Origin of the sequence: Dokdonia sinensis, from assembly GCF_003688895.1 — a bacterium.
Lineage (GTDB): Bacteria > Bacteroidota > Bacteroidia > Flavobacteriales > Flavobacteriaceae > Dokdonia > Dokdonia sinensis.
The window spans coordinates 156,776-177,253 of the sequence record NZ_REFV01000007.1; the positions used below are offsets into that span (position 1 = coordinate 156,776).

Genomic DNA, 20,478 nt, shown 5'->3' on the forward strand with positions numbered 1-20,478 from the left:
AGTGGAGAAGTGAATCTTACAGATTTTTATAATCGGGTAACGTTGGTCTATTCTTAATTCCAGTTTTTATGACTGAAAGCACGTGCTCACGTTCTGCACCAGATAATGGAAGTCGAGGTGCACGAACTGTTTCTGTGCCGATTCCCGTGTGGACTTCTGCCAGTTTTATGTTTTGTACTAATTTCGGGTTTATATCTAACTCTAGCAAGGGAAGGAACCATCTGTATATTTCTAGTGCTTCTTTGATCTTTCCAGCTTTTTGAAGTTCGTAAATCGCAACTGTTTCTGCTGGAAATGCGCATACAAGTCCTGCAACCCATCCGTCTGCACCCATAAGTAATGACTCTAATGCGAGCGTGTCTACACCTGTCATAATTTTGAGCCTATCGCCAAAGTTGTTTTTGATACGCGTCACATTTGAGATATCCCGAGTACTTTCTTTTACGGCTTGAATATTATCGCACTTAAGCAGGTCGTCAAACATATCCAGCGTGACTTCAATCTTATAATCTACAGGGTTGTTGTATACCATAATGGGTAGGTCCGTACTATTTGCCACTGCTTTAAAATACGTGACCACTTCGTGATCGCCCGCTTTGTAGCGCATAGGAGGCAACATCATTAAACCTGTTGCTCCATCATCTTGCGCCTTTTGAGCGGCGGCAATGGCGCCCTTAGTCGTTTGCTCTGCAATGTTTATGAGCACAGGCACTTTACCATTTACAAGTTTTACAGTCTCTGTAGTTAGAGTCCTTTTCTCGTGATCTTCCAGTGTACTGGCTTCTCCTAATGTTCCGCCCAGGACGATCCCGTGAACTCCAGCGTCTAACTGTGCTTTTATATTTACGGCAAACATATCTAGGTCTAACTCGTCGTTATCTGTAAATTTTGTGGTTACTGCGGGCATCACGCCTTTCCATTGTATCATAGTGTAAAATGTAAATTTTGTTGGTAGGTTTTCTATGTCAAAAATAGTAGTTCGAGGTTTCAATCTTTCCCCTCCAATTATCCATTACTATGCGTAAATTATCCAAAAATCAACTATAGTGTTCTTATTGAGTTAAAAAAGTATCTTTGATGCGTGAAAGTTCTGCCTTTTAAAATACCCAAACCCTCAAACGCTGCACTACTATTTCAAGTAGATAGTGGGTCGTTGTATGGTTTTTTACATCAACATAAAGAGGTGCAGATAAGCTTGATTATAAAGGGAGAAGGAACGCTTTTAGTAGGTGATGCGGTGCATACGTACCGCGCGGGAGATGTTATCATCATAGGTGGGCAGCAACCCCACGTTTTTCGCAATACAGATACTTCGGCGATGATGCATTCTGTTTTTTTTAGTGTTGAGGCCTTCGGCGATTTGTTTTTACAATTAGATGAAGGGAAGGGGATTGGGGATTTTTATGCTTTCGCGAAAGCGGGCTTTAAAACAACCACCACACCAGCTCTAAATATATTATTTCAGAGTATCGCAAGTGCTCAAGGAATGCACAAGCTGAAACATTTTATTGATTTAGTCGCAGTCCTTCAGGTGGCCAAAGGGGAACATCTTTCTCAATTTGTGCAGGATAAAATGCTTTCCGAAAAAGAGGGTAAAAAAATGAGCGCAATTTTTGAATATTCGCTAGAGAACTATCGAAGACAAATTACCTTAAATGACGTTGCCGAAGTTGCCACAATGACGCCCAATGCCTTCTGCAAGTACTTTAAGAAAAGAACGAATAAAACCTACTTCCGGTTTCTTATGGAGTTGCGTGTAGAGAAATCCTGTGAGTTGCTACTTACCAGTAAAGAACTCCCCGTCGCAGTAGTTGCAGAACAATCTGGATTCCAGACATTATCTCATTTTAATCGCACTTTTAAAGAGTTAAAAGGAACGGTGCCAACGCAGTTTAGAGGTCAATAGTGTTCTATTTTTCTGATACAATTACATTATACCTCAAATGTTAAATCTTTTCTGAAAATCTTAAGATTTAAAAAGGTAGGTGATTTTGTTTAACGTTTATCTTTACGCGGTATACTGATCACCAATCAATACTTACCTTATGATAGATACTCCTTTACGTATTTTAATTGTAGAAGACCTTGTGTCGGATGCATTTTTAGTTCAGAAACAGATCAAGAAATTTTGTAGCAATGCAGAAATTAGTATTTCAGATAAAGAGCTGTCTCTTTCTGTGGCACTCAAACAAATGGTGCCAGACATTGTGATAAGTGATTTTAACCTTGTAGGGTTTACAGGTTTTGATGTAATAAAAGCTGTAAAAGAATTTAACAAGGAAATCCCTGTTATTATTATTACTGGAAACCTTAACAATGAGGAAAAGGCCGCTAGACTTATTATGGAAGGCGCATCAGCATTTTTTCTTAAGGAAAATCTTTCTAATCTTAGTGAAAAACTAGAGCCCCTTTTCCAGAGATTCATACAGGAAAAGCAGGAGCTTATGGAGCGTTTACAGCGCCAGCACGACAAGGAAGCCAAGGCAAAAGAGCTTTCTGATTTTTTGAGAGAGTATGATTATGAAGCTGCCGAAGATAAAATGGCGTTAGAGTCTTTTAAAGACAAAGTCCTTAAATTCCTCTCTTTTCGTTAATGGAACACGAACATTCTGATAAGATTATAAAGTCCATTTACACCAGCTTTTTTGCAACCCTTTCTGTAGTTGTAATGGTGGCGGTAATGTATTTTGCATCACAATATGCTCAAGATTGGGTTACGCATACAAGTGAAGTTAAGTCTACGATTATTAATCTTTCAGAGAAGGTTATTAAAGCAGAAAGCTTACACCGAGGATATATCCTTACTAAGGATGAAGAATATAGAATTGACTATAAGGTTGAGATAAATAAAATTCAACCTATAATTGATGTGCTTCAATCAAAAATTCAGGATAATGATGTGCAAATGAAGTCATTATCGACTTTAAATGAACTCATCAACGAGCGTATTCTCATTATGGATGAGAATATAAAAAGTTATGTAGTTGGGTCTGCAAGTGAAAATATAAACAGGAGTAATAGAGATGAAGTAAAAGGGCTTATAAAAAGTATTGAGAATCTACGAGATACGATGCTTATGGAAGAAAATATGCTTTTAGAAGAGCGTAAATCTACCGCAGACTTGATTTACATCATTGGCCTAATTTTAATTATAATTGGTTTAGGTATTATGTTTTTCAGCCTTTTTATGTTGAGAAAACGATTATTTCCATTATTCCTAATGATGGAAGAAAGTAACGATATGTTGTCTGATATGGTTACTTCACGAGATGAGGAAATAAAAGAGAAAGAAAAACAAGTTTTAATAAACGAAGATTTGCTACTCCAGATGGAGGATAAGAACAAACAGCTCAATCAATTTGCATACATAGCATCTCACGATTTACAGGAGCCGTTAAGAACAGTAGATAATTTTATAGATATTTTTGAAGAGGAATATAAGGATAAGCTGGATGAAGAAGCAGGTCAGTACTTTGGTTTTATAAAAGGTGCTACTTCTAGGATGAAAGATTTGATAACGGGGCTTCTTAATTATAGTAGATTAGGTAAGTCTGGTGTGAAAGCAGATGTCTTTCTCAACGAATTAATTACAAATATTAAAGAAGATCTTAGCGTTCGTATAAATGAAAGAGGAGTTGTTATCACTCAAGATGACCTCCCTAAGGTAAACGGGTATCCTGTTGAACTTAGGCAATTGTTTATGAATTTGATTAACAATGCCATTAAATTTACTCCACCAGAGCGATCACCTAAAATTCACATCGCTTATAAAGAACTTAAGAGCTTCCACGAGTTTAAAATTATAGACAACGGCCTAGGGATTAAGGAAGAACATATCGATAAAATTTTTAATATGTTTACTCGTCTTCATAGTGCTAAGGACTACGAGGGTACGGGAATAGGGCTTGCCTTTTGTCAAAAAATTATAGAATTACATCGCGGTAAAATAAGTGTGACTTCTACATTAGGCGAGGGCAGCACTTTTAAATTTACCCTTAAAAAATAGATCATATGAAAAAATTAAGAGAAATCCTTTTGATAGACGACTCAGAGTCGGACAACTTCGTACATTCTAGAGTAATTAAAAAAGCACAGGTTACAGATAAGATAACAATCAAATATTCTGGCGAAGAGGGTATAGATTACCTCAAGACGTTGATCAATGAGAATTATCCACGTCCTAGTTTGATATTTTTGGACATCAATATGCCAGGGATGGACGGCTGGGAATTTCTTGAGCACTACGAGAAGCTGGAAGATATACAAAAGGCAGACGTTGTCATTGCAATGCTTACAACATCTACCTCTCCAGTAGATAGAGAAAAGGCCGCAGGGTTTAAACTCTTACAGCATTTTGATAACAAGCCGCTTACCGAAGAAAATTTGATGAAAGTCATAAAAGGTCATTTTCCTCAAAATTTTGAAGACTAATTCCCTTTAATACGCTCCCAGAGCGTTCCTAAAACAGCATCCATATTTTCAGTTTCTGGACGATCTTCGGTTGCGATGATGGTGCCGTTTTCTTCGGTTAATTTATAGCGAAATACAAATTGAGGATTCTCAGGATCTATTGGGATTAACCCAAAACGGAGATCATTGTATATCCACGTTCCATCTTCTTTTTCTAGAATATACCACCCCTCAGAAATATTGATGAGACGCTTTACCTCATCACGACTTGCAAGTTTTTCTGAGGCTTTACGATTTTTTGGGTATGCTTTAAATGAGACTGGTTCACTATCAAATAACGAGTAGTCCCCAATCAAATAGTTGTCTCCAGCATCCACATTTGCATTCCATAAGACAGTGTTCATAGGAGCAGGACGGGTAGAAATTTGCGTGTATGCAATGTTTTGGTTTTCTAAAGCTTCGGTGATTTTTGTGTGTGCGACCCACTTGAGCAATAAGGTAATGGCAAGATAGCCGGTGCTTAAATATATACCGAGGTTGTTTATACGCTTTCGCGAAAGCGTACCTCGCCTCCTCGTCATTGCAATAATCACACACGTCAAGAACGGAAGCGTATACAAAGGATCAATCACAAAAATATTATTGAATGCGAGCCGTGTTTCAAAAGGCCAAAACAGTTGCGTTCCCCAAGTCGTAAAAGCATCCAAAAGCGGATGCGTAAAAAGTCCCCAAAAGAACAACCAAGACCATCCTTTCCAGCCGACATCAGGTCGTTTCTTGATTTGATGCACGAGCCAACCTAAAATAGGAGCCATCAAGATGGAGAAAACTATGGAGTGGCTAAAACCACGGTGCATTTCTGTAGCCGTAATCGTGTCTGTAAGGTAGCGCGCAATGACATCTAGATCTGGTATAGTTCCAGCAATGGCACCCCAGAGCATCGCACGATTTCCTATTTTCTTGCCAAGAACGGCTTCGCCCACCGCGGCGCCGAGCACTATTTGTGTAAGACTGTCCAATGTTTTTTAATTATGGGGTTATATAATGTAATGGGGGCCTTGGACATTTTAAATGCTCTCATTTAAACGTGCTGGTCTATAAGAATAGCATTACCGTCTGGGTCAGAAAGTACGATACTTCCTGGGCCTTCGCCATCTTCATCTGCTTCTCTTTCTAATGTTAATCCTTTTGCTTTTAGGTCTTTTTGAATTGCTCTTACATCATCAAATGTATCAACAGGGTCTGCATTTTCGTCCCAACCTGGATTAAAGGTTAAAATATTCTGGTCAAACATTCCCTGAAAAAGTCCAATGAGCGCATTCCCATTTTTCATAATGAGGTAGTTGTGCTCTGGATCACCAGCAAAAACTGAAAATCCTAACTTCTCATAAAATTCCTGAGATACTTGCAAGTCCTTCACACTCAAACTTGCCGAAAATGCTCCTAGTTTCATAATCTATGGATTTGGATTGGAGTTAAAGTTAAACAAACAAGATTGAACCGCTTGTGTAAAGTCAAAATGGCTTAATCAACAATTTCCATTTTCTTGAGTAGGAAACTGGCATTCATATTTTGACAAATCCCTTTTTTAAAGGTGTAGTCAAAGAAGAGTTCGTCGTCTATAATCTGGGCGTCAAAGTAATAATTTGTTACTTCTGGTAAAGTCTCTGACGCTTCACACAGGCTTAAGTCGTGCGTGGCAATAATTCCCGTGGCACCACCTTGAACAAGCTTGTCCACAAACTTGCGAGAACCTGTAGCCTTATCCGTGCTATTTGTGCCCTTCAATATTTCGTCCAGAATGATAAAGTATTCATCTTCTTTAATCGCATCTACAATAAACTTAAGGCGTTTTAACTCTGAGAAAAAGTAACTCTCATCATCCGTAAGACTATCTGTGGTGCGCATACTCGTGATGAGTTTTATGGGTGTGTATGTAGTAGCTGTCGCTCTTACGGGTAGACCAGCATTTGCCATAACAATCTGCAACGCTACCGTGCGCAGGAAGGTACTTTTACCCGCCATATTTGCACCTGTGATAATAAAAAACTCATTTCGGTTTATAGCTATGTCGTTAGGAACGGCCGTTGTTGCTTTTAAAAGCGGGTGAACTGCTTCTGTAGCGTGAATGGTCGTTTTTGAATCTGTAATTTCTGGATAGGTGTGCTCGGGATGATTAAAGGCATAGTTGCCTAAGCTATTGTATCCGTCAAAAAACGCGATGGTCTCAAACCATACTTCGGCATCTTGACCATACGTTTTAATCCATTGCTCGATATTACTTGCAATGATAAGGTCGCGCAGGAAAAATCCGTTTACAAAAACCGCTACCAGTACATTATTGCGCTGATCGAGTGCATCCAGATAACGCGAAAATTTTTTTAATATTCCAGAACTTGAACGGTCTGTAGAAATAATTTTTTTACGCTTTCGCGAAAGCGTACTACTCAAAAATTCCTGCTCCTCAATTTCAAACAACAATTGCGCATACTGCTGAAAGGTAGTTTGTACCTCTGAAGCTTTGTTGTGCAACATACTCACCTTTCCCATAAATCGCGCAGAGATAAAGAGGCCAAGACCAAAAATCACAAACACCCAATACCCGCTTATGATACTGAACCCATAAAGCGCACAAATCAGTACTGAGAGTATGCCGAAAATACGCGCAATAGTTTTTATGTGTTTGGGAGTAAACGGTTTGTAATTATCAAGCCAACTTACGACATCACCTGCTGGAATTTCTGTTTTTACAAGACTTGCAATAGCCGAGAATCTTTGTCGCCACTCTGGAAGGTTGCTGAGTTCTTTTATGGCTTCCTGTTTCTCTGGAATATGGTCTATATCATTAGCAAGAAGTGTATCTGCAAAAACCTGAGCACCACTCTCGAGCGCCGTACGATTTGCATATTGATAAAATGACCCTCGCCCAAAGAGGTCTATATCCTGACTGTAAAAGTGCTCTGGATTGTAAAACTGGTTGCCGTCTGGGAAGTTTTGATAGATTCCTTCCAGCGCTTGCAATTCCTTAGTATTTATAGCTATAAGGGCTTTCGTCAGATCACGTTGTAATTTAAGTTTTGCGTGACGGGTCACTAGAAATAGAAAGAATGCAATTCCTGCTATCGCAATCACACCAGCGAGCTTTGGGGTGTTGAAAGTAAAGTATACCATCACACCTATTCCTATAAATAGCAGTAATCGAACACTACTAGAAAGGTTGAGCTTTTTCTTGAGTGTGCTCAGGGTAGTCTTGTGTGACTTAAGTTGTATTTTATAAAATGAAGCAGGTTGTTGCATTCTTAAATTATCTGTTGTAAGGAGTTTCATTTACCCAATGAAAACCACGATTAAGGAGCTCAATTTTTGAGAGGTCCTTTGCTTTAAAATCTACACGTAATGTATCCTTATAAAAAATACCGTCGATGTGCAATGTAGAATCTCTGCGTGCAAATTTAAAGGTATTTACCGCTGTACTGTCTACTTTTCTGTAAATGGATAGGCTTTGGTTGGGTTTGTCTACTTCAAAGTCGTACCAGACCATTTTGTCAGTCATATATTTTATGGTTGCGCTTCCTTTTCGGTCTACGATGAGGTATCGCCAGCGGTTTTGATCTGTGAGGAGTGGTGGTAGGGTATCTGCATTTTTTACGAAAGTGGAAACCTCCCAAATCCCATACAACTCGGGTTTCTCTCTTTTGTCCCCAAAACTGCGCTCTCTGGAATATCCCTGCCAACACATTAAACCAATAAGAATGGAAGCGACAATAACTTTAAACCAGAAGATGAGTTTCTTGTAGTGCGGATCTCGAGAGACTTCGTAATATTTTAGGGATGAAGCAGTCTCGTTTTTAATGAAGACTTGACTGAACCTTTTCCAGTCTGCCAGAAAAATTATGAGTGCTATTATCACAAGATGGGCAGAAAGTAACTTTACAGGAATATCAAAAAAGAAATTCATCATCATCACTTGCGTCATCACTCCTATTGTGATAAATGCGCCCAGCGTTTGCGTCCTACGTGGGATGAGCAACAATCCGCCCAGCACTTCCATAATTCCCACAAACATATTGAACCCCTCGCTGTGTCCCATATATGTCCACGCAAGTCCCATAGGTGACATATCGCCTATAGGCATTAATAGCCGTGCTAGGGATGTTGTGGGGAATTGGACTTTATAGATTTTGGCAAAACCGTAAATGAACATTTGGAGGATGAGAAACATCCTGAGAATTACTAAAAACCAATAAAAAAACTGATTGTAAGAAGGTCGTTTTCTATCCAGAATACTCCATATTATCGTGAGCGGTGGAGTTATAAGGGCTAAAAATAATAGCTGGAGATACGCCATAGTCGTGTCACCACTCCCCGTGGGAAAGCGTTCCAGTCGTCCCTCGCTTCCTATGGCTTGGCCTAATTTTACGAGGATAGGTGTGAGCAATGATCCAGCGACAAAGAAGAAAAGAAAGAGGGAGAAGTAAATAAAAAGAAGCCTAAAAAGAACTTTACTCGATGTGCTCCATTGCTCGCGGTACTCGTGACTTAATCGCATAAAAAAGGTTGATTGGTATATCGAAGATGCAAAAACCAAGCTTTGGTTGCAAGTTTTGGGGAGCGATTGAAGATTTTGTAACTACTTTAATTTTAGCAAATGTGTGGAGGAAATTATGTTTACGCTTTCGCGATTTATCCTGAGCTCGACTCAGCGAAAGCGTAAAAAACAAAAACTTCTTTAGTCTAATTTACAGCTCGGACTTCTCACTTTACGCGTTCAAAAGACCATTTTACTCATTTATGTTTTTTTGAGGATAAGGTACTGCCTAATTTTACGGTATTAAATAAAAGATTATGAGAACACTACACATTATACTACTATTCCTTGTTACGGCGATTACTTACGGACAAGATAAAACGGTCAAAACGAAGCCTGAGGCTGTGACGGTCTATTTGCAATCTGCAAAGGTGGAGGAAAGTGGTACTGTTTCTTTAGTGAAAGGTAAGAACACAATCACTATAGAAAACCTGTCTAATTACATTGATACTAATACGTATCAGATAGGATTGTCTAGCGGAGCCACTTTATTGTCTGTAACTCCTGGAAACAACTATCTACAAGCAGATACCTTTTCAGAAAGCGAGCAGGCGCTGATGGACGAGCGCGATGCACTTAACCTTGCGATAAAATATAAAGAAGCAGAAAAAAGTGCGCTCGCAGGGGAAATACAACTTATAGAAGAGAATCGTAAAATAGGAAATACAAACGAAGGTTGGAGTACCACTCAACTCGCCGAACTGGCAACCTTTTATGCCCAGCGTATTCCAGAAATCACTAAGAAACAGATAAAGCTGGACGTGGAGTTAAAAGAACTGCGCGATTCCATAACTAAGGTAAACAAGCAACTTACAGAGACAAACACAGAACGTAATGAGAATAGACAGTTAGTTACCCTTGAGATAGAAGCATCCAGGAGTATGACAACAACAGTTTCTCTGGCCTATGTGGTAAATAACGCAGGATGGCAACCTTTATATGACATAAGAGCGACCTCGTTAGAGGCTCCGTTATCACTTGTAACAAAAGGGAAAATATATCAAAATACAGGTAAGGACTGGGATAATGTACAGCTTAAGGTGTCTACTTATTTACCTAAAGGGAACCAAAACCGACCTATTCTCAATCCATTTTACATACGCGAGCAACCCACTTATGCTTATGCTAGAGAGGATGCTTTAGAAGAAGTAGTGGTTATTGCTCCAGAAATGGTAAATTCCGTACAGATGCGTGCTAAGAATAAAAAAGCACTAGGAGATGTAGCCGTGACGGAGGTTGTAGAACAGCAGTTTAATGCTGTTTATGTGCTCAACTCAGAACAATCTATAGCTTCTACTGGAAAAGGGCAGACGATTATTTTAGACACAAAAGAGGTAAATGCCGAGTATGTGCACCATACCATCCCAAAACTTACGGAGGAAACGTTCCTAATCGCCAAAATAAAAAATTGGAGATCTCTTAATCTATTACTCACGGAAGCAAACCTTTATTTTGAAGGGAATTTTATAGGAAAAACGACCATTAACCCTAATTACACAAAAGATGAGTATCCTCTTTCTCTGGGTGTAGATGAACGCGTTGTTGTAAAGTATCGATTACTAGATAATCTTTCTACAAAAAGAACTTTGAGCTCTAAGAAAGTGGAAGCCTTTGGCTATGAGATTGCGGTGCGCAACAATGGTCCTAAGGCAATTAGTATTGAGATTTTTGACCAACTGCCTATATCGCAAAATAATAAGATAGAGATAGAGGCGCTCGATCTTGCAGGAGGTGACTATGATAAAGGCACGGGAAGTATTCTTTGGGAAAAATCTCTAGATGCCGGAGCAGGAACTACCATTAATTTTAATTACGAAGTAAAATACCCTAAAGATATGGTGTTGCAGTATTATTAATCTGTAGTAAACTAGAGGTGTAGTAGGCTTGCGGTGTGAGATATGGTTTTTCCGCTTTCGCTGAGTCGTACTCAGGATACATCGCAAAAGCAAACAATACCCTATAAAAAAATGGTCAGTAGTATAAAGCTATTGACCATTTTTTGGTTTGAGTAAGCATAAATTTACTAGCTCATCTCTGTGAAATATTCGTAAAAATAAGGAATGGTTTCAATTCCTTTCAGGTAATTCCATATTCCAAAATGCTCGTTAGGCGAATGAATCGCATCGCTGTCTAATCCAAATCCCATAAGAATCGTTTTACTCTTAAGTTCCTTTTCAAACAAGGCGACTATAGGAATACTCCCACCACTGCGCTGTGGAATAGGCGACTTGCCAAAGGTCTTTTCGTAAGCCTTTTCGGCAGCTTGGTATGCGATGTTGTCTATCGGGGTAACATAGCCTTGTCCTCCGTGATGTGGAGATACCTTTACTTTTACACCTGCGGGAGCGATACTTTCAAAATGGGTTTTGAAGAGCTCAGTAATTTCTTTCCAATCTTGATTTGGCACGAGACGCATTGAGATTTTTGCATAAGCTTTGCTTGCGATTACTGTTTTTGCACCTTCACCTGTATAACCTCCCCAGATTCCGTTTACGTCTAAGGTGGGGCGTATGGAGTTGCGCTCGTTTGTGGTGTATCCTTTTTCTCCATAAACAGCGTCTATGTCTAGCGCTTTCTTGTAATTTTCTAAAGAGAAAGGTGCCTCTGCCATTTTCTCGCGTTCGGCTGTCGAGAGTTCTTCTACTTTATCGTAAAACCCTTTTACTGTGATGTGATTGTTTTCATCGTGTAGGGAAGCAATCATTTTGGCGAGCACATTAATAGGATTTGCTACTGCTCCTCCATACAATCCAGAATGTAAATCTCTGTTTGGTCCTGTCACTTCTACTTCCACATAACTTAGACCACGTAACCCTGTGGTTATAGACGGAATATCATTTGCAATCATTCCTGTATCTGAAATTAAAATAACATCATTTGCCAGTTTTTCCTGATTACGCTCTACATACCAAGCGAGGTTCTCACTGCCTACTTCTTCCTCACCCTCGATCATAAACTTCACGTTGCACGGCAGTTGATCGTTTGCCGTCATATATTCCATCGCTTTCACGTGCATATACATCTGCCCTTTGTCATCACAGGCACCGCGGGCATAAATGGCTCCGTCTGGGTGTAGCTCTGTTTTTTTGACGACGGGTTCAAAAGGTGGCGAATCCCAAAGTTCCACAGGATCTGGTGGTTGCACATCGTAATGTCCGTAAACTAGTACCGTGGGTAATTCTGGGTCTATGATTTTATCGGCATAAACGATAGGATATCCTGGGGTCTCACATATTTCGACACAATCACACCCAGCTTTGCGCAGGCTTTCGGCTACGACAGAGGCGGTTTGGTGGGTCGCTTTCGCGAAAGCGGAATCTGCACTCACGCTAGGAATCTTGAGTAATTCTATGAGTTCGTTTATAAAACGATCCTTGTGTTGATCGATATAATCTTTTGGGTTTTGCATTATAAAAAGGTGTTTTCCTCAAAAATACGAAATCTGAAAGCGAATTTTTATTCAAAAAATTATTTTGGAATTGAAAATATGTTTTATATTTGCACCCCGTTACAAAACAATGTGTAACGATCTTATTGAAATGCGGGCGTGGTGGAATTGGTAGACACGCCAGACTTAGGATCTGGTGCCTCACGGTGTGGAAGTTCGAGTCTTCTCGCCCGTACAACGAAGAAAAGCTAACTTATTAAAGTTAGCTTTTTTCTGTTATAGGGCACCTTTATTGTAGCAAGAGCAAAAATGTGGTGTGTAACTATCAAAAGATTTTCCGAATCGAAAAATAGAAGTTGCAAATGCTTTATTTGCAAGTAATCTTATATTTTAAAAGTGATCACGGGTCTATTTGCGTGATTTACAAGACCCTCGCTTAGGGATCCGTTTAGAAAGTGAGCAAGCCCTTTACGACCGTGAGTGGCAATACCAACAAGACCGGAATTTACCATTTCTGCAAAATGTAGGATACCACTTTCTACGGTGGAGTCATTGTAGATATTAAGAGTATAATTGTCTATAGCTCCATATTCATCAATAAATTTCTTCATCTGGGCTTCAACTTCATGCGTGGATCTAAAGTCACCTGGAGTATTTACATACAGCCCGTGTAGTTTTACATCGTTTATTTTTGCAAAAGCAATAGCTTGCTTGAAGGCATTGTGGTTTTCGGCCTGAAAGTCAAGGGCATAAACAAAGTTTTTGATCTCAAATTTCTCGTGTCTGTTTTTAATAACCAGTACAGGAATTTCAGAGTTGCGCACAACTTTTTCTGTGTTTGAGCCTACAAAAAATTCCTGAAGACCACTTGCTCCGTGGGTGCCCATGACAATCATGTCTGCTTCATACTTTTTTGCGTAGTCCATTATTCCTTCAAATGCACCATCAAACTCAGCTGTCTCGATGACTGTAATTCCATCAAGAAAAGGAGAGGCCATCATTGCTTGAAATTTTTGATGTGCAAGCTTCATAAAAAAGATTGCCTCAGGCAGCTCGCTTTTTGCGCCGCCATATGCCCCATCTACTAATTGCATAGGTAGTTCTAGCATGTGTAATAGGTTAATTTCTGCGTCGTGACGTTTGGCAAGGTCTGCCGCAACACGTAGTGCATTTTCTGCTTGAACAGAAAAGTCAGTTGGGACGAGTATTTTTTTTATCATAATTTGAGGTTTGTCATAATTTAGATCACACTTTCGATATGGTTAAAGCTTCTTAAAGTTACGAAATTATGCCATTGCAAACCTTCTTTTATAAATCGAAAATTTATAGTATATTTGCACCGTTGAATTAAGAAAATTAACGAGGGGACGCATGTCCCCTCTTTTTATACTTCAATATGTTTAGAGAAAAAGTACAAGAATTATTGCAAGAAGTGATGGATGAAAATCCGTCGTTATTTCTTATAGATCTTGATATACATGGGGCTAATGAGGTAAAGGTTGTGATAGATGGCGATAATGGTGTAACTGTTGAAGATTGTATAATGGTAAGCCGCAAAGTTGAGCACAATCTGGACCGAGATGAAGAGGATTTTTCTCTTGAAGTAATGTCTTATGGGGCTGCCGGTCCTATATTAAACATGCGACAGTATAAAAAGAATATAGGTCGCACTCTTACGATAAAGCTGGAAAATGGAGATAAAATTGAAGGTGAGCTGGAAGATGTGACAGACGATAGTGTTACCCTATACTGGAAAACGCGTGAGCCTAAGCCAGTAGGAAAAGGGAAAGTAACTGTTGAGAAAACAGAAACGTTTCTTGTAAAAGAAATAACAGAAGCAAAAGTTAAAATAAAATTTTAAGCTAGTTGATATGGAGAATCTCGCATTAATCGATTCTTTTTCAGAATTTAAAGACGATAAGTTAATCGATCGTGTAACGCTTATGGCGATACTCGAAGAGGTATTTAGAAGTACGTTAAAAAGACGTTTTGGAAGTGACGATAATTTTGATATTATTATAAACCCAGACAAAGGCGATCTAGAAATCTGGCGTAACCGCGTTGTTGTGGCAGATGGAGAAGTAGAGGATAAAAATGCTGAAATATCACTAACCGCAGCACGTAAAATTGAAGAAGATTTTGAGGTAGGAGAAGATGTGTCTGAAGAGGTGAAGTTAATTGATCTTGGACGTCGTTCTATTTTGGCTTTACGCCAAAACTTGATCAGTAAGATTCACGAGCACGATAATACGAATATCTACAAGCAGTTTAAAGAGCTTGAAGGTGAAATGTATACAGCAGAGGTGCACCACATTCGCCATAGAGCAATTATTCTATTAGACGATGAAGGGAATGAAGTAATTTTGCCTAAAGATCGTCAGATACCATCTGATTTTTTCCGTAAAGGAGAAAACGTAAGAGGTATTATTGAGAGTGTTGAGCTTAAAGGAAACAAACCATCTATAGTGATGTCTCGTACGTCTCCTTTATTTCTTGAAAAATTATTTGAATCCGAAATTCCAGAAGTTTTTGACGGTTTGATTTCTATCAAAAAAGTAGTGCGTATCCCAGGGGAAAAGGCAAAAGTAGCCGTAGACTCTTATGATGACCGTATAGATCCAGTAGGAGCCTGTGTAGGAATGAAAGGATCACGTATTCACGGTATCGTACGTGAGCTTGGAAATGAGAATATAGATGTAATCAATTATACAAATAATCTTAACTTGTACATTACAAGAGCTTTGAGTCCTGCACGTATCACAAGCATTAAAATAGATGAAGAGGCAAAAACCGCTCAGGTAATGCTTAAGCCAGAAGAAGTGAGCAAGGCCATAGGTCGAGGTGGACACAATATCCGTCTAGCGGGTCAACTCACAGGTTACGAAATTGACGTATATAGAGAAGGTGTAGAGGAAGATGTGGAGCTTACAGAATTCTCAGATGAAATCGAAGGATGGATTATTGAGGAATTTGCAAAAATAGGTCTAGATACTGCGCGCAGTATATTAGAACAGGAAGTTGAAGATTTAGTACGTCGTACAGATCTAGAAGAAGAAACAGTGCTTGAGGTTATGAATGTCCTCAAGGCAGAATTTGAAGATTAAACATTCCTACAGTACATTTGACGTAGGAAAGCAATAAAAATTACAATTACAGCAAGCAGTCTATGGCAGCAACAATGCGATTAAACAAAGTTTTACGAGAACTGAACATTTCTCTAGATCGTGCCGTTGAGTTTTTGAACTCAAAGGGTCATGATATAGAGGCGCGTCCGACCACAAAAATTTCAGCCGAGATTTATGGGGTGCTTTCGGATGAGTTTCAGACGGACGCAAACAAAAAAATTGAGTCCAAAGAAGTTGCTGTAGAAAAGCAAAAGGAAAAAGAGGCTCTGCGAATTGCTCGTGAGGTGGAGATCGAGGCCAAGCAAGAGTCTAAGAAGCCTGAGGTTGTAAAAGCAAAAGCACAGCTTACTGGTCCTAAACAGGTAGGTAAAATTGACCTTGGCAAGAAAGAGACTCCTGCCACAAAAGAGAAACCTGTTCAAGTAGAGGTTAAAAAAGAGGAGGTCAAAAAGGAAGAATCTCCCAAAGTAGAAAAGCCAATAGCCGAAAAAGTTATTCCTAAGAAAAAGGATGTGCCCGCTTCCGCGAAAGCAAAAGAAGTAGACAAACCTGTTGCAAAAAAAGAAGAGGCTGTCAAAGAAGTAACTCCTGCTGAACCTGAAAAAGAAGTTCTTAAGACGGATTATAAAAAATTAGATGGACCTAATTTTACAGGACAAAAAATAGATCTCTCTCAATTTAAGAAACCAGAGAAAAAGAAAAGGGAAAGTGCTTCTAGTGCTGATAATAAGAAACGTCGTAAGCGTATAACTAAGCCAGGATCTGGAGGAGGTGCTAATACCGGAGGTCGTGGAGGCAACAATAACCAGCGTGGCGGACGTAAAGGAGGAGGACGTGCTCAAGTAGCAAAAGTCGAGCCTACAGAAGAAGAAGTACAAAAACAAATACGTGAGACTCTTGAAAAACTTCAAGGGAAATCAAATAAAGGAAAAGGAGCTAAATATCGTCGAGACAAGCGTGATCAACACCGTCAGAAATCTGACGATGACCTCGCAGCTCAGGAATTAGAGAGCAAAATACTTAAGGTGACAGAGTTTGTTACCGTAAGTGAGGTTGCTACAATGATGGAAGTTCCCGTAACTAATATCATTTCGGCGTGTATGTCGCTTGGGATGATGGTAACGATGAACCAGCGTCTCGATGCAGAAACACTATCTATCGTTGCAGACGAGTTTGGATATTCTGTTGAGTTTGTAACCGCAGATATTGAGGACTCTATCCTCGATGTAGAAGATGCTCCAGAAGATTTAAAGGAACGCGCTCCTATCGTAACTGTAATGGGGCACGTAGATCACGGTAAAACATCGTTACTGGATTATGTGCGTAACGAGAATGTGATTGCAGGAGAGAGTGGAGGAATAACGCAGCACATAGGTGCTTATGGTGTGCAACTTAAGAACGGTCAGAAGATTGCTTTCTTAGATACTCCAGGTCACGAAGCCTTTACAGCGATGCGTGCACGTGGTGCTCAAGTAACAGATATTGCTGTAATTGTTGTTGCTGCAGATGATGATATCATGCCACAAACGAAAGAGGCTATTGCTCACGCACAAGCGGCGAGCGTACCTATCGTTTTTGCAATAAATAAAGTGGATTTGCCAGCGGCAAACCCAGAGAAAATAAAAGAGGGTCTTGCTCAGATGAACCTTCTGGTCGAAGATTGGGGAGGAAAAATTCAATCACAAGAAATTTCGGCTAAGACAGGACAAGGCGTTAAGGAATTGCTTGAAAAAGTCCTTCTTGAAGCTGAACTTTTAGAGCTTAAAGCAAACCCAGATAAGAATGCAACTGGAACGGTAGTAGAGGCCTTCCTTGATAAGGGACGTGGGTATGTATCTACAATTCTTGTCCAAGCCGGAACGCTTTCGGTAGGGGACTATATGCTTGCAGGTACGTGCTCTGGTAAAGTTAAAGCGATGCACGATGAGCGAGGTAAGAAAATTAAGAAGGCCGGGCCTTCTACTCCAGTTTCAATTTTAGGATTGGACGGTGCTCCTCAAGCTGGTGATAAGTTTAATGTAATGGAAGATGAGCGCGAAGCAAAAGATATTGCTTCGAAGCGCACGCAATTGCAACGTGAGCAGAATGTTCGTACACATCGCCACATAACACTTGACGAAATTGGACGTCGTATTGCATTAGGTGACTTTAAAGAACTTAACATTATCCTAAAAGGAGACGTGGATGGCTCTGTGGAAGCACTTACAGATAGTTTCCAGAAACTTTCTACAGAGGAGATTGCCGTAAATATCATACATAAAGGTGTTGGTGCCATTACAGAAAGTGATGTGCTTCTAGCATCTGCTTCTGATGCGATAATCATCGGATTTAATGTGCGTCCTGCTGGAAACGCAAGACAAATTGCAGATAAGGAAGAAATCGATATACGTACGTATTCTATTATCTACGCAGCGATTAATGATCTTAAGGATGCGATGGAGGGAATGCTATCTCCAGAAATTAAAGAGGAGATTACAGGAACAGCAGAGATTCGTGAGACCTTTAAGATATCTAAAGTTGGTGTAATTGCCGGTTGTATGGTGCTAACAGGTAAAATTTATAGAAACTCAGGAATCCGTATCATACGCGATGGTGTCGTCGTGCACGAAGGCACACTAACAGCATTAAAGCGCTTTAAGGATGATGTAAGAGAAGTGGCTAAAGGTTACGACTGTGGTATGCAAATAAAGAATTACAACGACATTGTGATAGGTGATACTATTGAAGCTTACCAAGAAGTAGAAGTTAAGAAAAAGCTTAAGTAATATAAGCTCATTTCAATAGAGTAAAAGGCTCTCGACTAAGGTCGGGAGCTTTTTTTGTTACTTTTTACAAAAGTATTCGAGGATTTCTACCTTATTGACTATTACTATAGGTCCTGTTTTTTAATCCAACAGAAATTCTTTTTGTAAAAGGCCTTGCTGTTAAATTTCATAAAAGAAGGTGCTTTCGCGCAGGAGAGCAACGAGAATTTTTGATTTTTCGTCTACCGTCTACCGTCTACCGTCTACCGTCTACCGTCTACCGTCTACCGTCTACCGTTACGGTTTAAAAATAAAGGCACTAGGAAATACCTTCTTGATTTTCATTAGAGCTCTGTCTGCCTCTAATCTACTTCTAAAATTCCCTATCCATACTTTATAGTTAGGAGTTTGGAATTTGATAGTAGATTTCCAAGTTCCAACTTTATTTAGATAAGTTTTTAATTGGCTATTTGCGCGAGTGAGATTGCCAGAGTAAATTTGGATCTTATACCGATCATTCAGTTCTCCTTCCACACTCATTTCTGCTTTTAAGGAAATCAATTCATTTATGAGGGGGTCTTGGTTAACTGTTGTTTGGGAAGATTGCGCTTTCGCGAAAGCGAACAAACTCACAAAAAAAATGAAAGTTAAAAAGGATTTTTTACGAGGCAAAAAGGTCATATTTACGTATTTTCAACAAAGGTATGTTATTCAAACGAAAAGAAATTTATTTTCTTATTTAGACGAATTATAAATTAGTATTAAGCCGATTTGCACATAAGGTTAAACGGGTTCTAAGTATTATTTTTGCATACAATTTACTGGTGTAATTAACGCCTTCTTAGCAGTAGGTAGGTAGGATGACACTAGATTTTTTTTGAAGCTAATTCAATCCAAACTATGATACAGGTTAAACGCCGTAATTCATTTTATAGAATTATCACGCTAAGTGCAGCATTTCTGCTCACGTTAACTACTTCTCTTTTTGCTCAAGATACTGCTGGTGACGCTGTTGCCGGTGAGGCGCTCTTTAAGTCTAATTGTGGTGCTTGTCACAAATTGTACAAGCCTATGACGGGTCCTGCGCTCTACAATGTAGTCGAAAAATATGATGGAGATTACGAGTGGTTATATAAGTGGATCAAAAATTCGCAAGCGCTTATTAAATCAGGCGACGCACGTGCTGTGCAAGTATACGAAGAGAACGGTAAGAAAGTAATGAATGCTTTTCCTGCATTGAGTAATGCAGATATTGATAATATTCTAGCCTATACAAATACGCCGCAGCCTGCGCCTCCTGAGAAAACGATTGTTGAAGGTGAAGCTGTTGGAGGAGGGGTTTCAAACAACATTATTCTAGGTGTTCTTGCTCTTGTATTTGTTCTGCTTGTTGCGGTACTTTTCCTAGTAAACAATACCCTTAAGAAATTTGCAACTGCACAAGGAATTGAGGTTGAGGAGCCTACTAAGCGCACACCTATCTGGAAAGCTTTTGTTCAGAATCAATTTTTAGTTTTAGTTACTTCTATACTATTGCTTTTAGGGAGTGCTTATTTTGCTTATGGAGCCTTAATGTCTGTAGGTGTAGAGCAAGGATATGCTCCTATACAACCTATACACTATTCACACAGAATTCACGCGGGTGAAAATGCCATTGAGTGTAAATACTGTCACTCAAGTGCACGCGTTTCTAAGCACTCTGGCATACCATCTTTAAATGTTTGTATGAATTGTCATAAATCTATTGCCGAGGTAGCTGGAGATGGAGACTATGCAAGTGTGACTGAAGATTACAGTAAAGAATTTTACGATGGTGAGATTCAAAAACTTTATAAGGCTGTAGGTTGGGATCCTGCGACGCAATCCTACACGGGTGAAACGCAGCCAGTAGAATGGGTTCGTATTCACAACCTTCCAGATTTTGCATACTTTAATCACTCACAGCACGTAACAGTTGCTGGAATCGAATGTCAAAAATGTCACGGTCCTGTAGAGGAGATGGAAGTGATGTATCAATACGCTCCACTTACGATGGGATGGTGTATTAACTGTCACCGTGAGACGAACGTAAAAATTGAAGGAAATCCTTATTACGAGAAAATACACGAACAGCTTTCTGAGAAATATGGTGTTGAGCAGTTAACTGCCGCACAAATGGGAGGTCTGGAATGTGGTAAGTGTCACTATTAATTTTGTGACATCTGCTTTTGCGAAAGCATAAAA

General features: G+C 39.5%; 17 protein-coding genes and 1 tRNA gene. 10 read left to right on the forward strand and 8 right to left on the reverse strand.

From position 1 onward, the window contains the following. Positions 1 to 16: 16 nt before the first annotated feature. Positions 17 to 928: a dihydrodipicolinate synthase family protein gene (locus EAX61_RS08970; RefSeq protein ID WP_121917348.1), complete on the reverse strand. Its 912-nt coding sequence runs from the start codon at positions 926 to 928 to the stop codon at positions 17 to 19. Positions 929 to 1,081: 153 nt separating this feature from the next. Between EAX61_RS08970 and EAX61_RS08975 the strand changes: the two genes are divergently transcribed. The 4 genes from EAX61_RS08975 to EAX61_RS08990 all read left to right on the forward strand — a co-directional run bounded on the left by EAX61_RS08975 (position 1,082) and on the right by EAX61_RS08990 (position 4,431). Next, positions 1,082 to 1,906, forward strand: coding sequence for a helix-turn-helix domain-containing protein (locus EAX61_RS08975; RefSeq protein WP_121917349.1), 825 nt, complete (start codon positions 1,082 to 1,084; stop codon positions 1,904 to 1,906). A 139-nt stretch (positions 1,907 to 2,045) separates the two neighbouring features. Continuing rightward, positions 2,046 to 2,594, forward strand: a complete 549-nt coding sequence (locus EAX61_RS08980; protein WP_121917350.1) for a response regulator — start codon at positions 2,046 to 2,048, stop codon at positions 2,592 to 2,594. Next, entirely contained in the window at positions 2,594 to 4,006 is a 1,413-nt protein-coding gene (locus EAX61_RS08985; RefSeq protein WP_121917351.1) for a sensor histidine kinase, read from the forward strand. The genes EAX61_RS08980 and EAX61_RS08985 overlap by 1 nt, the downstream gene beginning before the upstream one ends. A gap of 5 nt (positions 4,007 to 4,011) precedes the next feature. Further along, positions 4,012 to 4,431, forward strand: a complete 420-nt coding sequence (locus EAX61_RS08990) for a response regulator (RefSeq protein WP_121917352.1) — start codon at positions 4,012 to 4,014, stop codon at positions 4,429 to 4,431. Here the strand turns inward: EAX61_RS08990 and EAX61_RS08995 are convergent. The 4 genes from EAX61_RS08995 to EAX61_RS09010 form a co-directional block, all read right to left on the reverse strand. Continuing rightward, positions 4,428 to 5,429: a metal-dependent hydrolase gene (locus EAX61_RS08995; protein WP_121917353.1), complete on the reverse strand. Its 1,002-nt coding sequence runs from the start codon at positions 5,427 to 5,429 to the stop codon at positions 4,428 to 4,430. The genes EAX61_RS08990 and EAX61_RS08995 overlap by 4 nt on opposite strands. A gap of 62 nt (positions 5,430 to 5,491) precedes the next feature. Then, a complete protein-coding gene (locus EAX61_RS09000) occupies positions 5,492 to 5,863 on the reverse strand; it encodes a VOC family protein (RefSeq protein WP_121917354.1) in 372 nt (123 codons plus the stop codon). Between the two features lie 71 nt (positions 5,864 to 5,934). Continuing rightward, entirely contained in the window at positions 5,935 to 7,737 is a 1,803-nt protein-coding gene (locus EAX61_RS09005) for a MutS-related protein (RefSeq protein ID WP_236642016.1), read from the reverse strand. Continuing rightward, the gene (locus tag EAX61_RS09010; protein WP_147448355.1) at positions 7,715 to 8,959 is read right to left on the reverse strand and encodes a hypothetical protein; all 1,245 of its coding nucleotides are present in this window, start codon (positions 8,957 to 8,959) and stop codon (positions 7,715 to 7,717) included. Before EAX61_RS09010 ends, EAX61_RS09005 begins: the two co-directional genes overlap by 23 nt. A gap of 296 nt (positions 8,960 to 9,255) precedes the next feature. On the opposite strand from EAX61_RS09010, the gene EAX61_RS09015 reads away from it, so the two are divergent. Further along, positions 9,256 to 10,854 (forward strand): DUF4139 domain-containing protein, encoded by a 1,599-nt coding sequence (locus tag EAX61_RS09015; RefSeq protein WP_121917356.1) that lies wholly within the window; start codon positions 9,256 to 9,258, stop codon positions 10,852 to 10,854. A 167-nt stretch (positions 10,855 to 11,021) separates the two neighbouring features. Here the strand turns inward: EAX61_RS09015 and EAX61_RS09020 are convergent, their stop codons facing one another. After that, a complete protein-coding gene (locus tag EAX61_RS09020) occupies positions 11,022 to 12,407 on the reverse strand; it encodes a dipeptidase (protein WP_121917357.1) in 1,386 nt (461 codons plus the stop codon). Positions 12,408 to 12,539: 132 nt separating this feature from the next. On the opposite strand from EAX61_RS09020, the gene EAX61_RS09025 reads away from it, so the two are divergent. Then, positions 12,540 to 12,621, forward strand: a tRNA-Leu gene (locus EAX61_RS09025). Positions 12,622 to 12,769: 148 nt separating this feature from the next. Here EAX61_RS09025 and EAX61_RS09030 read toward each other — a convergent pair. Further along, a complete protein-coding gene (locus EAX61_RS09030) occupies positions 12,770 to 13,606 on the reverse strand; it encodes a universal stress protein (RefSeq protein ID WP_121917358.1) in 837 nt (278 codons plus the stop codon). A gap of 176 nt (positions 13,607 to 13,782) precedes the next feature. Here EAX61_RS09030 and rimP point away from each other — a divergent pair, with 176 nt between their 5' ends. From rimP to infB, 3 genes are all read left to right on the forward strand, one after another. Further along, positions 13,783 to 14,247 (forward strand): ribosome assembly cofactor RimP, encoded by a 465-nt coding sequence (rimP, locus tag EAX61_RS09035; protein ID WP_121917359.1) that lies wholly within the window; start codon positions 13,783 to 13,785, stop codon positions 14,245 to 14,247. Between the two features lie 10 nt (positions 14,248 to 14,257). Continuing rightward, the gene (gene nusA, locus EAX61_RS09040; protein WP_121917360.1) at positions 14,258 to 15,490 is read left to right on the forward strand and encodes a transcription termination factor NusA; all 1,233 of its coding nucleotides are present in this window, start codon (positions 14,258 to 14,260) and stop codon (positions 15,488 to 15,490) included. Positions 15,491 to 15,552: 62 nt separating this feature from the next. Beyond that, the gene (gene infB, locus EAX61_RS09045; protein ID WP_121917361.1) at positions 15,553 to 18,276 is read left to right on the forward strand and encodes a translation initiation factor IF-2; all 2,724 of its coding nucleotides are present in this window, start codon (positions 15,553 to 15,555) and stop codon (positions 18,274 to 18,276) included. 276 nt (positions 18,277 to 18,552) lie between these two features. On the opposite strand, the gene EAX61_RS09050 is transcribed toward infB, so the two are convergent. Continuing rightward, positions 18,553 to 18,936, reverse strand: a complete 384-nt coding sequence (locus tag EAX61_RS09050) for an SPOR domain-containing protein (protein WP_121917362.1) — start codon at positions 18,934 to 18,936, stop codon at positions 18,553 to 18,555. Between the two features lie 219 nt (positions 18,937 to 19,155). Between EAX61_RS09050 and EAX61_RS09055 the strand changes: the two genes are divergently transcribed. Further along, the gene (locus tag EAX61_RS09055) at positions 19,156 to 20,445 is read left to right on the forward strand and encodes a c-type cytochrome (RefSeq protein ID WP_121917363.1); all 1,290 of its coding nucleotides are present in this window, start codon (positions 19,156 to 19,158) and stop codon (positions 20,443 to 20,445) included. The last annotated feature ends 33 nt before the right edge of the window (positions 20,446 to 20,478 follow it).

Excerpts from the sequence above, each read along its gene's own strand:
- EAX61_RS08970 (WP_121917348.1), bottom strand. The coding sequence starts at position 928 with ATGATACAATGGAAAGGCGTGATGCCCGCAGTAACCACAAAATTTACA.
- EAX61_RS08980 (WP_121917350.1), top strand. The coding sequence starts at position 2,046 with ATGATAGATACTCCTTTACGTATTTTAATTGTAGAAGACCTTGTGTCG.
- EAX61_RS08985 (WP_121917351.1), top strand. The coding sequence starts at position 2,594 with ATGGAACACGAACATTCTGATAAGATTATAAAGTCCATTTACACCAGC.
- EAX61_RS08990 (WP_121917352.1), top strand. The coding sequence starts at position 4,012 with ATGAAAAAATTAAGAGAAATCCTTTTGATAGACGACTCAGAGTCGGAC.
- EAX61_RS09000 (WP_121917354.1), bottom strand. The coding sequence starts at position 5,863 with ATGAAACTAGGAGCATTTTCGGCAAGTTTGAGTGTGAAGGACTTGCAA.
- EAX61_RS09005 (WP_236642016.1), bottom strand. The coding sequence starts at position 7,737 with ATGAAACTCCTTACAACAGATAATTTAAGAATGCAACAACCTGCTTCA.
- EAX61_RS09010 (WP_147448355.1), bottom strand. The coding sequence starts at position 8,959 with ATGCGATTAAGTCACGAGTACCGCGAGCAATGGAGCACATCGAGTAAA.
- EAX61_RS09015 (WP_121917356.1), top strand. The coding sequence starts at position 9,256 with ATGAGAACACTACACATTATACTACTATTCCTTGTTACGGCGATTACT.
- EAX61_RS09020 (WP_121917357.1), bottom strand. The coding sequence starts at position 12,407 with ATGCAAAACCCAAAAGATTATATCGATCAACACAAGGATCGTTTTATA.
- EAX61_RS09030 (WP_121917358.1), bottom strand. The coding sequence starts at position 13,606 with ATGATAAAAAAAATACTCGTCCCAACTGACTTTTCTGTTCAAGCAGAA.
- rimP (WP_121917359.1), top strand. The coding sequence starts at position 13,783 with ATGTTTAGAGAAAAAGTACAAGAATTATTGCAAGAAGTGATGGATGAA.
- nusA (WP_121917360.1), top strand. The coding sequence starts at position 14,258 with ATGGAGAATCTCGCATTAATCGATTCTTTTTCAGAATTTAAAGACGAT.
- infB (WP_121917361.1), top strand. The coding sequence starts at position 15,553 with ATGGCAGCAACAATGCGATTAAACAAAGTTTTACGAGAACTGAACATT.
- EAX61_RS09050 (WP_121917362.1), bottom strand. The coding sequence starts at position 18,936 with ATGACCTTTTTGCCTCGTAAAAAATCCTTTTTAACTTTCATTTTTTTT.
- EAX61_RS09055 (WP_121917363.1), top strand. The coding sequence starts at position 19,156 with ATGATACAGGTTAAACGCCGTAATTCATTTTATAGAATTATCACGCTA.